The sequence below is a fragment of the Neobacillus sp. D3-1R genome (assembly GCF_052180215.1).
Lineage (GTDB): Bacteria > Bacillota > Bacilli > Bacillales > Cytobacillaceae > Pseudoneobacillus.
The window spans coordinates 3,500,712-3,514,753 of sequence record NZ_CP197471.1; the positions used below are offsets into that span (position 1 = coordinate 3,500,712).

A 14,042-nucleotide genomic window follows, 5' to 3' on the forward strand; every position below is an offset into this window, starting at 1 on the left:
GAGAACTTCGAATAGACTAAGCCTTATACTCCAACAACTTCACTAGCGCTATGCTCAAGATTTTGACACCGTTTAACAGTGCATCAAGGTTAAAACTCATATTAGGATGGTGTAAGCCTGGTGATAATCCGGTTCCAAGGCCAACCATCGTTGCTTGCAGGTTTGGATAGGTATTTTTATAAAAATGGAAATCCTCTCCTCCTGGTGTCACAGGGGCTGTAACAAATCCATTCTCTCCCAGTGCTTCGACAATCGCCTCTTTGACAATTTCCTCTAGCTCTGGGCTAGCTTCAGCTGCCACCATCGAGGCTTGCGGTTCAAGCTTCACCTCTGCAAAATTGAATGAACCAGCGGTGATTGCTGCATGTGAAATGTCTTCAAGCAATTTCGCCATCACTTCATTACGTTCTGCCCTTACATCAATCCCAAACTCTGCAAAATCTGGAATGATATTGAGATTGTCTCCACCCGCTCTAACCATGGTGATTTTTACAGATGCTGAAATCGTTGGATCCATTTTGATAGAATTAACGGCTTGAATAATGGCCCCTAGCGAATCCACAACATTTATGCCAAGATTTGGCCTAGATCCATGAGCCTGAACACCTTTTACTTCCCCCTTAAGTAAAGTCGTTGCACCGTGATAGATAGCCGGTGACGCCACTCCAAATGGCATTTCTTGAATGGGTCGAACATGAAGTCCTAGTAAGTAATCGAGATCCGCTATGACACCTGTTTCGATGATGGCATTTGCACCTTGCCCAGACTCCTCAGCAGGCTGGAAAATGATTTTGATTAAGCCCTTCGGCTGATAGCCAATTTCCTTTAGACACGTAATCACATGAAGAACCGTTGTCATATGTCCATCGTGGCCACACGAGTGGTTAGCCTGCCATTTCCCATCTACTAGCTGCCATAATGCATCCATATCTGCTCTGATTCCGACAACTGGTCCAGCCTCTTTATTTCCCCAGTACCCTACCACCCCGGTATGGTGTTCAAAAGTTTCATAAGGAATGTCGAGTTCTTCTAGCTTCGAGCACAGATATTTTGTTGTCTCAACTTCCTTCCAGCTCACTTCAGGGTTTGTATGTAAATGATGATAAGTGGATTTTATCGTTTCTTCATGCTCGGTAACCCAACTGTTTATTTTGTTTATCATTTCATCCTCCTACTTTCTCTAGTACGTAAAAATGAATCTTTGAATCTAGTTCTCTATGAACTCCTGTAATCATATAGCCTTTTGAAAATGCCTCACTTAACGCATGTCGGACGGCATATCTCCATTTATGACCTACATCCAGGTTTTGCTTCTTGATGAATTGTATATTGGAAGGAACGGGAACAAGGTATCCGTTATGATTTTCGTTGAGCTGTAACTCTTGTGATAATGGTGTAGGATAATTATTGGATGGATCTATACTGAGAAGAGATTCGTAGTTTACTTTAGGTCCAGTTTTGAAAGTGCCATTAATGGCAGCTTCCACACGCTTTGAACAAAGATCCCATTCGATTAACAAGCGGTCCGAAGGAATTCCTTTATTCAATTTGTCGTTCATCAAACCGTAATATGAGGGAATATAGTGCTTCGAAAAAGCACCTAGCTTACAAACATTAAAATAACCATTTCTTATTTCTAGTGGATCAAAGGTCCAAACCATTTTTTTGTACCCGTAATCAATGGCCCATGCTCTCTGCTGAATTTTAAGCTGATAACCAATGCCAGCATTCTGATAGTCTTGCAATATTCCAGCCATATGAGAGATTAAATAAACCTCTTTATCCTTAAATCCAGCAAATCCATAGCAAAAACCGACTAACTGGTTATCAGAAAAGGCACCAATCACAACCCCACCATGATGAATAGAAGCTACTAGTTGTGGCAGTGGAGAAACAACATCCGTACCCCAGACTTCAGCTTGGAGCTTGACGACTTGTTCAATATCCTTTAAATCTTCTATTTTTTTATAGGTAATGGTATGTTGAAAACTCATATTTTCTCCCCCATTTCACTTCTATTTGTTTAAATTAAAGGGATTCTTATGAAGAAAAAGATAATAATATTAAATTTGAAGTCTATGCTTTATATTTTTGCTCTTTCTGAAGTCTATGCTTTTTTTATATTATATATGTATTTATTTCCAATAACAATACAAAATATTTTTAAAATTCATAATTTTTAAATTAATAATTAAAACAATTCTTTATCCACTAAAGAGGACGCAAGAATATACGCTTTAATAACTTTTTATCTAGGCTAAGTTAAATATCTCGTTGATTTAAGACAAATGTCTAAAATAGTAGTGTTTTTAAAACGAATCCTCATCAGTCCGATAACATACCATTTTATCGGACACACGTTCCGTTATTTTACGAAAATGATTGTTTTTAGAGGATTATCGGACTAGAGTTCCGTTATTTCATAAAAATATGCCTTTTGCTGATGAAATAGAGTGATTAACGGCATCTGAGTCCGCTAAATCAGTAAAGACCGCCTATTTTAGGGAAATAACGGATTGTGTGTCCTATAAATAAAAATCAACACTAATCTAATACATAGCCTTTATCTAAAAGCTCTTATCCAAAATTTCAAAATTGTTATGTATGTAAGACAAAAGGCATTATCCGAAGTGATTGCCTTTTGCTTGTCCCTATGCTTCTGACTCGCTACTTACCCTAGTTTTTAGTACACGTTTACAATATAAAGAAAGGTAATCCATTTATACAGTAAAAGACACTTTCCAAATGGAAAATGTCTTTTTTGTACTAATTTTTTCTTTTCATATAACCCAACACTTCTCGATGGTAGCCCTCCATCATTTTTTCAATCAAACGATCGGATGGAACAACTGGGATTTTCTTATCATTCACTGTCCGAAAAATCGACTTAACGTAGGAATGACTGTTAACAACATCCCACCCCTTATTTTCTCGAACAAGTTTTAAATCAATGATTCCTAGATGGTTGCCCCAGTATCCAGCTTGAACCGTTGCAGTACCATGAATTGTTCCCGCTTCTAGATTCATTCCTTCTTTATTTGTGAATCGGTCCTTTGACGGAAATAAAGAATGGGTGTGTCCATAGAGTATGGCATCAATTCCCTTAACTTTACTTAGAGCGTATACTGAATTGCCCTTCTTCTGTTTTAGACCCATATCTGATTCCATTCCAGTATGGGCTAAAGCCACAATGATATCTGCTCCTTTACTCTTCATAATAGGAACGAAATATTCAGCCGTCTCTTTAATATTTTTTATTTTTAATTTTCCATAAAAAGCTTCTTTGTCCCATTCGGCGGCAATAGGTGTAATAAACCCTATTACTCCCACCTTAATTTGATGCTTCTTCCCAGTAGAATCAAGGAATTCCTTTTCAACTATGGTGTAGGGGTTAAAATAATTTAGATCATCAGCATCATATTTATTGTGATCATCAACATAAATATTAGCATTTACATAAGGGAAGTCTGCTCCCCTTAAACTTCTTATCAAAAAATTTAACCCATAATTAAATTCATGGTTACCTAACGTTGCTGCATCATAATGTAAGGTATTCATGACTGAATAAACAGGGTGGGTATCCATGATCATCATAGGACTTTTTGACACATATTCCCCTAGAGCATTACCGACTAATGCATCCCCAACATCAAATAAAAGAGTATTAGGCTGTTCTCTTCTAGCATCCTTAATAAGTGAAGCCGTTCTAGCTAGCCCAAATTCTACGGTTCCCTTTCTATTTTTGTAATCATATGCGAGCATATTTGCGTGTAAATCGGTGGTTTCTAATATTCTAACTGTGATAGTTGGTTCCAACTTATCTTGTGCCTGCGAATCGTTACTGATGACCAAAAAGGAGATTGTTGTAAGCAAAATTATTAGGATTACCTTTTTTCCTGTACTCACCCCATCACCTCAATTTTTCCTATTCTGTTGGTTATTTTAGTCTCTGTTTTTATCAGAAAAATAAACGGGTAAATGGGATTAATTTATAGGTATGGAATTTGGAATAGAAACGCGCTGCTACTAAGTACAAATTGAAACGTTGCCTATTTTAAAAAAGGTTCTTAAAATGGAAATAGATAGAAATTTTTAATAGGGGGAAGGAATATGGATTTAAGATATCCTGTTGGCACTTTTAAGCATGAAGGTGAAGTTTCACAAGATGTTATAACCGCGTGGATCAATGAAATCGAGCGTGCACCATTTTCTTTAAGGGAAGCCGTAAAAGGCTTAGAGGAAAATCAATTAGATACACCTTATCGAGAAGGTGGATGGACAGTACGCCAAGTAGTCCATCATATCGTTGATAGTCATATCAATAGTTATTGCCGCTTTAAATTAGCTCTTACTGAGGAACAGCCTGTCATTAAGCCATATAAAGAGGATAAATGGGCAGAGCTTTCCGATTCAGAGCTCCCTATTGAAGTATCCCTTTCTTTATTGGAACATCTCCATAAAAGATGGGTCTATTTATTAAGAAGCCTTTCTCCAAATGATTTAGAAAAAACATATATCCATCCAGAATCAGGTGTAATTCCATTAGGCCTAAATATAGGACTATACGCCTGGCATGGACGACACCATATCGCACACATTACTTCATTAAGGGAACGAAATAACTGGTAAAATTTCAAAAACCCTCTTACACAGTAAGAGGGTTTAAATCTTTTGTAGTAAAAAGATTCAATATAGGAAATGCTACCTAAAAAAGGATGGTGATCATGTGAGTAAAGAGAAGGAACCTCAATTTCAAAGTGGAGAAAATGTTGATAAGGATTTAAAAGGACTATACGGCCTTGATCCTGAAACAAGTCTTTTATCGGTGAATTATGCAACTACTGAGAATCCTTATTTAAATGAACATTACAATGAAGAAAGTAAATAATGTAACAAATTTACCCTTTCACCACCAAGTATACTCTTTCAGGGCGTCCAACAGTTCCATATGCTAAATCTGCTTCAATTTTTTCTTCCGAAATTAAATGCTCTAAATATCGCCTTGCCGTAGTTCTGCTTACTCCAATTTCGTTCGCCACAAACTCGGCTGTTAATCCTGATTCGACTTTGCCTAACACGTCTAATACCTTCACAAGGGTAAGGGGATCAATTCCTTTCGGCAAATACGTCTTTTCATTCGTTGCTTCGCTCATATCTTTACTTAACAATCGATCTACTTGTTGCTGGGTCACATGAATATTTTCTTTTGACAATTCTTCTAACTTTGTTCGATATTCCTTATAACGAATTAACGATTGTTTAAATCTTTCGAAGACGACCGGTTTAATAATGTAATCAAAAACACCTAGTGTCACTGCTTCTTGTACTTTATGTATTTCTTTGGTGGCCGTAACCATAATAACATCCATTTGTTTACTTTGTTGTTTCGTTTCTTTTAGCAAATCAAGTCCGTTCATATCTGGAAAATACACATCCAATAAAATAAGGTCTGGTTGAAGAATCTCCAGATAACTTTTTGCTTCCACATAATTAGTTGCTATTCCTATGGTTTGAAACCCAGATAGTTGTTCAATAAATCGTTTCTGTATCTCAGCAACCCGTAAATCATCTTCAACAATTAAGACTTCGATATTACGGTTGTCCATCATTCATGCCCCCCTTGCTTTTTGGTATCGCAACTGTAAAAATAGTTCCTTCACCTACTGTAGATGAAAAAGTAACGGTTCCAGCAAAGTCGCAAATTGCTTCCTGAACTAAACTTAGCCCAATCCCAGCGTTGTTCGTACTCGTTTTAGTTGTAAAACCAGATTGATAAATAAGATTCGTATTTCCAGAATCGATTCCTTTTCCATTATCTTCAACTTCAATAATCAGTTCTTTTCCAAGGTCTGTTAAAAATAAGGTAACTCTTTTCTCCTCTTTACCGTTTTCCCTTACGGCTTCAAAAGCATTATTTACGAGATTGCCAATAATCGTGACTAATCGATCTCTACTAATAGATTCGGGAACATCCTTAAAACTACTATCTCGGTCGACAATAAAATCAATTTTTAACTCACTTGCTAAACTAACCTTTCCTAAAATAAATCCAGCAATAATAGGATCAGGAATTTCCCGCATCAAAAATTGAATAAAACCTTGTGCTACGTCTACTTCTTTAGAAATAAAATCGATTGCTTCCTTATATGAACCTAACTGAATTAAACCAAGAAGGGTATAAAGACGGTTCGAGTATTCGTGTGTTTGGGCACGCAACCCTTCCGCATAAGATTTTACATGTGAAAGTTCCTGAAGAAGATTAGATAGCTCAGATTTATTTCGCAAACTGGCTACTGCTCCAATAACTTCCCCACGGTTATTTAAAATGGGAATCCGATTGGTCAAGAAAATATCTCCATTTATCATAAATTCACGATCGTACTCTGCTTTTCCTGTATTTACGACATTTAAAAGTTGAGTATTTTCAATCACTTCTTCAATTCTTTTGCCTCGAAGTAAAATACTGTTTGGAACCTTGAGAATCTTATGGGCGGTTTCATTAACCACTGTTATTCTACCTTCTGTATCAATCGCAATAATCCCTTCATGAATCGATTCTAATATGGCATGTTTTTCTTGATACATCCAGGCGATTTCTTTTGGTTCGAGCCCAAAAATGGCTCTTTTAATATTTAAGGAGATTAAGAGGGCAGCAATCAAACCTCCTAACAAGATAAACAACGTTGTAATAAATATTTTCCTCTGAATCTTTGATACTTCTTTTTCAATATCCGTTTGAAGATATCCAACTGAGACAACCCCAATTACTTTTCCATCATGAAAAATCGGAGCCTTGCCTCGAAGAGAAGGTCCCAATGTCCCGGTTGATTCTGAAATAACAGCTTCCCCTTTAAAAGCACGTCCATTATCCCCTCCGACCATTTTTTGCCCTAGTCTTTTGGGATTAGGATGTGAATATCTGACTTCATCTCGATTACCAATAACAATAAACTCGGCACCCACCTGTTTACGAATTTTTTCCGCAATAGGTTGAATGATTGCCGCGGGATCTTCTGTATAAAAAGCATCTATAATCGAAGGCATGTTGGATATACTTTGTGCAACTGCTAAGGCCTTTGTTCCTTTTTCATATTTTAGATTCGTTTCCAAAATATTTTTAAAGGTGAATTCGAAAATAATACCCATAAAAATAATCAAGACAACTATACCCAGCATTAACTTTGTATGTAAGCGCATTCGGACAAACACCTCTACTCCCATCATATAAAAAAAAACTCCTTAAAAAAAGGAGTTTCTTCTAAAAAGTCAGAATTTTAACCTTCGACATTAATGACAACTTGCTTACCCTTAGATTTTAACAGTATTGGAACTAGTAACCATAAAACAGTAATCAGTAAAAAAACTAGAGATATAGGACGAGTTAAAAATACACTATAATCGCCGTTGGAAATAGTTAGTGCCCTGCGAAGGTTATTTTCAATCATCGGCCCTAATACAAGTCCTAAAACAAGTGGAGCAATTGGATAATCATATTTACTAAAGAAATAGCCTACTAATCCGCATCCAAGTAAGAGTAGCAAATCATTTGTGGACACTTGTACCGCATAAACACCAAAAATTGAGATAGCGATAATAATAGGAATTAAATATTTCTTCGGTGTACTGATAATTTTGGCAAATACTTTGACAAGCGGAAGGTTTAAAACTAATAACATGAGATTTCCAATAAACATACTAGCAATCAAACCCCATGCCACTTGTGGATGATCTTCAAACAATAATGGACCAGGCTGAACATTGTACATCATAAGAGCACCCATTAAAATCGCAGTCGTACCAGACCCCGGAATTCCTAAAGTTAATAGTGGAATCATGGCTCCTCCCGAGGCTGCATTATTAGCAGATTCAGGTGCTGCAACTCCCTCAATGGCACCTGTACCAAATTTGGAAGGATTTTTAGAAATCTTTTTCTCAAGAATGTAAGAGAAGAAAGAAGCTAAAGTTGCTCCTGCCCCAGGCAAAATCCCAACAAAAAATCCAAGAATAGACCCTCGAGCTATAGGTCCAGCAGATTCCTTTAATTCTTTTTTAGAAGGGTATAAGTTATTAATTCTAGCTACTTCTGTGTTTTCTTCATCTTTTTCTAAAATCGTTTTAAACACTTCTCCAAGTGCGAATAATCCGACGGCAATCGTTAAAAATTCGATCCCTTGATAAAGCCATGGAATATCAAATGTAAAACGTGCAATCCCCGAAACATTGTCAATTCCAATGGTAGCCAGCAATAACCCTAACACAGTCATAATTAACGCTTTTGTAACCGATTTTCCAGCTAATCCACTCACCGCAGCAAGTCCTAACAGCATAAGTGAAAAATATTCCGCTGGACCAAATTTTAAAGCTACGTCTGAAAGCGGTTTGGCTAATAAAATTAACGCGATGAGCGTCACGATTCCTGCAACAAAAGAACCAATAGCCGCTATTGACAGAGCACTTCCTGCTCTCCCGTTTTTAGCCATCTGATAGCCATCTAAAGTGGTTACTACGGAGGATGATTCTCCTGGTGTATTTAAAAGAATAGAAGTGGTTGACCCACCATACATAGCTCCATAATAAACTCCCGCTAACAAAATGATTGCACTTGTCGCAGCCTGCTCTGGAGGAAGACCTCCCGTTAATGATGCCGTGACTGGGATCAATAATGCTACCCCACTCATCGGGCCAATTCCAGGCAAAACGCCAACCGCTGTTCCGATAAGTACCCCCACAAAAGCAAATAATAAGTTATACCAAATTAGTGCAGTTCCAAATCCATGTAATAAATAATCAATTGTGCCCATGACTATCCCCCTTCCTAGAAGTTACTTTCATACTCTTGCGTCCTAAAACCAAATTGGCCAGCCTGTTAGCGTTCCTTTTAAAAGGTAAACATATAAATAATAGACTAAGCCAGAAAAACAAGCTGATATGACTAGAGAGGTTAACCATTTTGAACGTTCCATCGTTTGAAAGCAAACAAATAAAAAGACGAAAGTGGTTATGACATAGCCAATCGTTTCGAGCGTTAAAATATAAAGGAGAGTAGCAATAAAAATAATGAGAAAAGGCTTATATTGTAACTTTTCCTTTTCCCCTTCCTGTTTTCCCTTTTGAAAAGTTTCATAAAACAATCGCACGCTTAATATGGAAAGAATAATCCCAAGAAATAGCGGAAAAATATTGGGTCCCACTTGACTTCCATAGGATGAGCTTGAAATATGGCTGCTTCCCATGATGAAAAGAACCCCAACAGCAAGAAACATCACAGCTGCTATTCGGTCAAATCTAACACTCATCAGTTCATCCCCCTTAAAAATAATCGGGAAGGAGAGAAAACTCCTTCCCGCCTCTATTACTTCTGCATTCCCAAAGCTTCAAGTAATTGAGTTACTTGAGTTTCTTGGTCTTCTAAGAATTTCTTGAAATCATCACTATTTTTGTATTCCATTTCCCATCCTTGTGTTTCTACTTCTTTTTGCCATTCAGGTGATGCCACTAGTTTATCAAGTGTTTTCACCCAGAAATCTTTTGCATCTTTAGACATTTTTTCTGGACCAAATAAACCGCGCCAAATGGTAAATTCAGCGTCTACACCTTGTTCAATCGCAGTAGGAACATCAGCAAAGTCTCCACCTAAACGATCAGAAGATGTAACGGCTAATACTCTTACCTTACCAGCTTTTAAAAACTCTTTTACACTGGATACATCTGTTCCAATAACATCTGCATTTCCGCCAAGAAGAGCTGTAATCGCTTCTCCCCCACCATCATAGGAAACATATTTAACTTTTGTAGGATCTACTCCGTATTTATAGGCTGGTAGGATAGAAATCAAATGATCCATTGAGCCCGGTGCAGAACCACCAGCAAATGTTAGCTTAGTAGGATCCTTTTTAACTTCTTCTAATACTGATTTTAAATCTGTAAATTTAGAATCAGCTTTTACTACAATAGCTCCAAAATCCTTTGTAAGCTGCGCTAATGGAGTTGTATTTTTATAACCGTAAGGGCTATTTCCTTCTTTTTTCAGGTTGTTAATGATAATTGGCGGTGAACTTACAAATAACATTTCATTATTTTCTACATGTTGTGTCGCATACTCAGCCATGAATACAGCTCCGCCACCACCTGGCTTGTTTTCGACTGTCAATGGTTGTTCCACTAACTTTGTTTCACTTAATACTTTTGTAAGAGATCGTGCCGTTAAATCCCATCCACCACCAGCACCAGATGGAGCGATAATCGAGATGGCTTTTTGTGGATACCCCTTACCTTCTTCCTTTTTACCATCACTAGACGTTTGACCACTACTACAAGCTCCTAAGCTTAATGCTAAAGCACCTGCGGCTAGAACAGCCGTCATTTTTTTAAAAGAAAACATGTAAATCCCCCTTTGTAAGCGCCTTCTGTAAGCGTTTTCTTAATTTTATAGAAATTTTAAAATTTTCATAGTTTATAAACCTAAAGAGCATAAAAAACTTAAATACCTTTTTGTTCATAAAGTTCACATGTGAAATGAAACACAAAAAAACCCTTGCTACGCAAGAGTCATTTTATATCTTATCTTTAAAAAGTGAGTAAACATTAATATGACTAATTACAATTAATTATAAGGTTGATGATGGACAAAACTCTTCATGCTCGCATTAAAATTGTCCGTCATAATAGCAATGATGGACAAAACCCTTCTTTGCTCGCAGTAAAAATGTCCATCATTATAGCGATGATGGACAAAACCCTTTATCCTCTCACTAAAAATGTCCATCATTATAGCGATGATGGACAAAATCCTTCATACTCTCATTAAAAATGTCCGTCATAATAGCGATGATGGACAAAATCCTTCATACTCTCATTAAAAAATGTCCATCATTATAGCGATGATGGACAAAACCCTTCTTGCTCGCACTAAAAATGTCCATCATAAGGTATTTCCATCAATGTGGTTTTAACACAACTTTAATGCAACCATCTGTTCTTGTGTCAAAAACCTCGTAACCATGCTTTGCTTGATCTAGTGGAAGTACGTGAGTGACGATATCACTAGGGTCCACCTCTCCTTTTGCTATTAGGTCATAAAGGAATGGCATGTAAGGTATCACAGGAGCTTGGCCCATTTTCAAATTAATATTTCGTTCAAATAAGTCACCTAGAGGAAAGGCATTATATCTGCCTCCATATACGCCTGTAACTTGAATCGTACCGCCTTTACGGACAGCTTGAGAAGCAATCACTAAACCACTAATCGTTCCGCCATGGAGTTTCATTCCTGTTGCTAAAAATTCTAAAGGTGTCATTTTTCCATCCATACCAACAGCATCTATGACAATATCTGCTCCACCTTGTGTGATTTCCTTCAGATACTCTCCAGTGTTTTCATGCTTTTCGAAATTAACAATTTCTACTTTATTTGTTTTTTTAGCATGCTCTAAACGGTAATCTAAATAGTCTACGGCAATGACTCTTTTTGCCCCGTTATACCAGGCAAATTTTTGGGCGGTTAAGCCTACTGGACCACATCCAAGCACGATGACGGTATCACCTGGTTTTACCCCAGCATTATCTACACTCCAGTAGGCCGTGCCTGTAACATCTGCAAGTAATACCAACTTCTCATCGTCCACTTCTGAGTTCTCAGGAATTTTAAATGGTGTAAAGTTACCAAAAGGAACACGCATATATTCAGCTTGTCCCCCCGCATAACCTCCAGTTGTTTCAGAATAACCAAAAAATCCACCCATTTCTCCATGAGGATTGGAGTTATCACATTGACTTGTTAGATCATGGGTACAATACCAGCAATGACCGCAGCTTACATTAAACGGGATTATCACTCGATCGCCTTTTTTAAGCTTTGTTACTTCTGGGCCAACTTCTTCTACTATTCCCATTGGTTCATGCCCTATAACATAGTCAGTAGGAAGATTAGGAATCATAGCATGAAGTAAGTGTAAATCGGAGCCGCAAATTGCCGAGGTGGTCACTTTGACAATAATATCGTCAGCATTTTTGATAGTTGGGTCTTTTACTTCCTTGACTTGCACATTTTTTATTCCTTGATAGGTGACTGCTTTCATTCTTTCTCCCCCTTATTTATTTGGTGTTGCAAACATCCCAAGTCTATCTGTGTCGTTTGGAAACAGCTTTAGCTGGGCAATTTGAACGGCTGTTTCAGCGGCTTTTATATCAAGGGGATATTGTTCATTTATATCGTATGGATGAAGCCATCCTTTACTTATCATTAAATCTGAAATTTCTGCATGTAAATCAAGGGCTGCTTCCATTTGCTTGATTAATACACTTCTTAAATCTGTATTGGCTGTTTCCGTAATGGCAACAGAATAATTTCTTATTCCATTTTTCACACTTAATAAAAAATCCATTGCAAAAGACGAGTCCGCGAGGTTAGGCATCCCTTCAGCATTACGCGGGTCCAAATAATCTTCCATTTTTATTTTCAACTCCTTTATTGGGTGGTTGGGGGCTTTTTATAAAAACGCAGCAACTCATTTATATCTTTAATTCCTTGTTGAACATCCTTTTCCATCAGAGCCTTAAGATCGTTATCAAAACAAATTCCTTGCATCAATTTGGAACGTAATAAACACACGGTCTTAAAGTTCAAAATCTCATGTGTATCCATTGTTTCATGTAATGCTAATGTCTCTTTATCCATAGGACATTTCACCTCCTGTAGGTTCACCAACATTATTTTTCCATAATCCAATTTCTTTATGTAAAAATAAACGAATACCCCAAGAACAAACATATTCATGAATAAACCAACATTTTTATCAAAATATAAAGTAATGAAACGTTTGAAGGAGTGGCCCATTATGACAAAATATCTAGGAATTCACGAAGCACTTGAACTACATGAATTATTAACTTTTAAGAATTTATGTGTAACAAAAGCAGCTACCATGAGTGCGTTAGTACAAGATGAAACATTAAAAAACCTTCTTGCCAATGATGCTCAATCAGGTTCAGAGCATATTTCTCAATTGCAGAAATTTTTAACGAAGCGGGAGGATATAATATGAACCAATTTCTGCAAAATATAATGGGCATGGGTGGCATGACAGAGCAAGTAATAGCAACAGATTTATTGATTTCTGCTAAAAGTGGAGTAAGAAACTATGCTTTTGCTTTAACAGAGGTTGCCACACCAGAGGTAAGAGCGGCATTAAGAGAACAACTAAGAGCAGCTATTGAAACACATGAAGCAGTTTCTAACTTTATGATTGATAAGGGCTATTACCATCCGCATAGCCTTGCTGAACAATTACAAGTTGATTTGACAGCTGCACAAACGGCATCCGATTTAGCACAAAAATAAACAGAGGAAGGAGCTTAGGCTTCTTCCTCTGTTTATTTTTGTTTCGGTTCAACTACTCATTCATAATTTGTACAAAATGTTTTTACAGATTAGTGAATTAGTCATTTAATACCTCTTTTTTTCTGTTAAGTTTGATATATTTTGAGTGTACTCACTAATATGAATTTTCTAATAAAAAGGAGTGTTTCAAATGGTCGTAAAATGGTTAAGGGAAAATACGGTTGCTGCAGGAATTTTAACTTTAATGCGTTTATACCTTGGTTATTCATGGTTAACAGCTGGGTTTCATAAACTATCAGGCGGATTTGATGCTTCCGGATACTTAGCAAACGCTGCTGCTAATCCTGTAAAAGGCCCAGATGGAAGTTTGGTTTATGGATGGTATGTATCTTTCTTAAAAAGCTTTGCGATTCCTAACGTGGACTTATTTAATACGATTGTACCTCTAGGTGAATTTCTAGTTGGTTTAGGTTTAATTCTCGGCTGCTTAACAACAGCTGCCATGTTTTTCGGACTAGTCATGAACTTCTCTTTCTTCATGGCAGGAACAGTTTCTCATATTCCAACAGACCTATTCATCGGTTCTATTATCCTATTTGCTGGATTCAATGCTGGTAAATATGGTTTAGATTATTGGGTCATTCCTTTTATCCGCAAAACTGCTTTCAAAAAAGAGAAAGCTCTTGGACAAAACTAATTTTTT

The 14,042-nt window shown here is 37.1% G+C and carries 16 protein-coding genes; 5 read left to right on the top strand and 11 right to left on the bottom strand.

Features of this window, described 5'->3' with window-relative positions; all coding sequences use genetic code 11:
• Window positions 1-16: 16 nt before the first annotated feature.
• The 3 genes from ACSBPO_RS18010 to ACSBPO_RS18020 all read right to left on the bottom strand — a co-directional run bounded on the left by ACSBPO_RS18010 (window position 17) and on the right by ACSBPO_RS18020 (window position 3,906).
• Entirely contained in the window at window positions 17-1,162 is a 1,146-nt protein-coding gene (locus tag ACSBPO_RS18010) for a M20 peptidase aminoacylase family protein (RefSeq protein WP_442595700.1), read from the bottom strand.
• Window position 1,163: 1 nt separating this feature from the next.
• Window positions 1,164-1,994: a GNAT family N-acetyltransferase gene (locus ACSBPO_RS18015; RefSeq protein WP_442595702.1), complete on the bottom strand. Its 831-nt coding sequence runs from the start codon at window positions 1,992-1,994 to the stop codon at window positions 1,164-1,166.
• 772 nt (window positions 1,995-2,766) lie between these two features.
• Window positions 2,767-3,906: a metallophosphoesterase gene (locus tag ACSBPO_RS18020; protein ID WP_442595704.1), complete on the bottom strand. Its 1,140-nt coding sequence runs from the start codon at window positions 3,904-3,906 to the stop codon at window positions 2,767-2,769.
• Window positions 3,907-4,110: 204 nt separating this feature from the next.
• On the opposite strand from ACSBPO_RS18020, the gene ACSBPO_RS18025 reads away from it, so the two are divergent.
• Together ACSBPO_RS18025 and ACSBPO_RS18030 are read left to right on the top strand one after the other, a co-directional pair.
• A complete protein-coding gene (locus tag ACSBPO_RS18025; RefSeq protein ID WP_442595706.1) occupies window positions 4,111-4,629 on the top strand; it encodes a YfiT family bacillithiol transferase in 519 nt (172 codons plus the stop codon).
• 97 nt (window positions 4,630-4,726) lie between these two features.
• The gene (locus tag ACSBPO_RS18030) at window positions 4,727-4,888 is read left to right on the top strand and encodes a hypothetical protein (RefSeq protein ID WP_442595708.1); all 162 of its coding nucleotides are present in this window, start codon (window positions 4,727-4,729) and stop codon (window positions 4,886-4,888) included.
• A 10-nt stretch (window positions 4,889-4,898) separates the two neighbouring features.
• Here ACSBPO_RS18030 and ACSBPO_RS18035 read toward each other — a convergent pair whose 3' ends face one another.
• From ACSBPO_RS18035 to ACSBPO_RS18070, 8 genes are all read right to left on the bottom strand, one after another.
• Window positions 4,899-5,609 (bottom strand): response regulator, encoded by a 711-nt coding sequence (locus tag ACSBPO_RS18035; RefSeq protein WP_442595710.1) that lies wholly within the window; start codon window positions 5,607-5,609, stop codon window positions 4,899-4,901.
• Window positions 5,593-7,224, bottom strand: a complete 1,632-nt coding sequence (locus tag ACSBPO_RS18040; protein ID WP_442595711.1) for an ATP-binding protein — start codon at window positions 7,222-7,224, stop codon at window positions 5,593-5,595. Before ACSBPO_RS18040 ends, ACSBPO_RS18035 begins: the two co-directional genes overlap by 17 nt.
• A gap of 50 nt (window positions 7,225-7,274) precedes the next feature.
• On the bottom strand, window positions 7,275-8,801 hold the full coding sequence (locus ACSBPO_RS18045) for a tripartite tricarboxylate transporter permease (protein ID WP_442595713.1): 1,527 nt from the start codon (window positions 8,799-8,801) through the stop codon (window positions 7,275-7,277).
• A 42-nt stretch (window positions 8,802-8,843) separates the two neighbouring features.
• Window positions 8,844-9,296: a tripartite tricarboxylate transporter TctB family protein gene (locus ACSBPO_RS18050; RefSeq protein ID WP_442595715.1), complete on the bottom strand. Its 453-nt coding sequence runs from the start codon at window positions 9,294-9,296 to the stop codon at window positions 8,844-8,846.
• Between the two features lie 56 nt (window positions 9,297-9,352).
• Entirely contained in the window at window positions 9,353-10,381 is a 1,029-nt protein-coding gene (locus ACSBPO_RS18055) for a Bug family tripartite tricarboxylate transporter substrate binding protein (RefSeq protein ID WP_442595716.1), read from the bottom strand.
• Between the two features lie 556 nt (window positions 10,382-10,937).
• The gene (locus ACSBPO_RS18060) at window positions 10,938-12,077 is read right to left on the bottom strand and encodes a zinc-dependent alcohol dehydrogenase (protein WP_442595718.1); all 1,140 of its coding nucleotides are present in this window, start codon (window positions 12,075-12,077) and stop codon (window positions 10,938-10,940) included.
• 12 nt (window positions 12,078-12,089) lie between these two features.
• Window positions 12,090-12,449: a spore coat protein gene (locus ACSBPO_RS18065; protein ID WP_442595720.1), complete on the bottom strand. Its 360-nt coding sequence runs from the start codon at window positions 12,447-12,449 to the stop codon at window positions 12,090-12,092.
• A 17-nt stretch (window positions 12,450-12,466) separates the two neighbouring features.
• Complete coding sequence (locus tag ACSBPO_RS18070) at window positions 12,467-12,676, bottom strand: spore coat protein (protein WP_442595722.1); 210 nt, start codon at window positions 12,674-12,676, stop codon at window positions 12,467-12,469.
• A gap of 160 nt (window positions 12,677-12,836) precedes the next feature.
• Between ACSBPO_RS18070 and ACSBPO_RS18075 the strand changes: the two genes are divergently transcribed.
• The 3 genes from ACSBPO_RS18075 to ACSBPO_RS18085 all read left to right on the top strand — a co-directional run bounded on the left by ACSBPO_RS18075 (window position 12,837) and on the right by ACSBPO_RS18085 (window position 14,036).
• Window positions 12,837-13,043: a hypothetical protein gene (locus ACSBPO_RS18075; RefSeq protein WP_442595724.1), complete on the top strand. Its 207-nt coding sequence runs from the start codon at window positions 12,837-12,839 to the stop codon at window positions 13,041-13,043.
• On the top strand, window positions 13,040-13,339 hold the full coding sequence (locus tag ACSBPO_RS18080; RefSeq protein WP_442595726.1) for a spore coat protein: 300 nt from the start codon (window positions 13,040-13,042) through the stop codon (window positions 13,337-13,339). The genes ACSBPO_RS18075 and ACSBPO_RS18080 overlap by 4 nt, the downstream gene beginning before the upstream one ends.
• A gap of 190 nt (window positions 13,340-13,529) precedes the next feature.
• Window positions 13,530-14,036, top strand: coding sequence for a DoxX family membrane protein (locus ACSBPO_RS18085; RefSeq protein WP_442595727.1), 507 nt, complete (start codon window positions 13,530-13,532; stop codon window positions 14,034-14,036).
• Window positions 14,037-14,042: the final 6 nt, after the last annotated feature.

What these genes read in the sequence shown, in the direction of transcription:
- ACSBPO_RS18085 (WP_442595727.1), top strand. Translation starts at nt 13,530, where the DNA reads ATGGTCGTAAAATGGTTAAGGGAAAATACGGTTGCTGCAGGAATTTTA.
- ACSBPO_RS18040 (WP_442595711.1), bottom strand. Translation starts at nt 7,224, where the DNA reads ATGATGGGAGTAGAGGTGTTTGTCCGAATGCGCTTACATACAAAGTTA.
- ACSBPO_RS18070 (WP_442595722.1), bottom strand. Translation starts at nt 12,676, where the DNA reads ATGGATAAAGAGACATTAGCATTACATGAAACAATGGATACACATGAG.
- ACSBPO_RS18060 (WP_442595718.1), bottom strand. Translation starts at nt 12,077, where the DNA reads ATGAAAGCAGTCACCTATCAAGGAATAAAAAATGTGCAAGTCAAGGAA.
- ACSBPO_RS18045 (WP_442595713.1), bottom strand. Translation starts at nt 8,801, where the DNA reads ATGGGCACAATTGATTATTTATTACATGGATTTGGAACTGCACTAATT.
- ACSBPO_RS18050 (WP_442595715.1), bottom strand. Translation starts at nt 9,296, where the DNA reads ATGAGTGTTAGATTTGACCGAATAGCAGCTGTGATGTTTCTTGCTGTT.
- ACSBPO_RS18010 (WP_442595700.1), bottom strand. Translation starts at nt 1,162, where the DNA reads ATGATAAACAAAATAAACAGTTGGGTTACCGAGCATGAAGAAACGATA.
- ACSBPO_RS18055 (WP_442595716.1), bottom strand. Translation starts at nt 10,381, where the DNA reads ATGTTTTCTTTTAAAAAAATGACGGCTGTTCTAGCCGCAGGTGCTTTA.
- ACSBPO_RS18080 (WP_442595726.1), top strand. Translation starts at nt 13,040, where the DNA reads ATGAACCAATTTCTGCAAAATATAATGGGCATGGGTGGCATGACAGAG.
- ACSBPO_RS18015 (WP_442595702.1), bottom strand. Translation starts at nt 1,994, where the DNA reads ATGAGTTTTCAACATACCATTACCTATAAAAAAATAGAAGATTTAAAG.
- ACSBPO_RS18075 (WP_442595724.1), top strand. Translation starts at nt 12,837, where the DNA reads ATGACAAAATATCTAGGAATTCACGAAGCACTTGAACTACATGAATTA.
- ACSBPO_RS18065 (WP_442595720.1), bottom strand. Translation starts at nt 12,449, where the DNA reads ATGGAAGATTATTTGGACCCGCGTAATGCTGAAGGGATGCCTAACCTC.
- ACSBPO_RS18025 (WP_442595706.1), top strand. Translation starts at nt 4,111, where the DNA reads ATGGATTTAAGATATCCTGTTGGCACTTTTAAGCATGAAGGTGAAGTT.
- ACSBPO_RS18035 (WP_442595710.1), bottom strand. Translation starts at nt 5,609, where the DNA reads ATGATGGACAACCGTAATATCGAAGTCTTAATTGTTGAAGATGATTTA.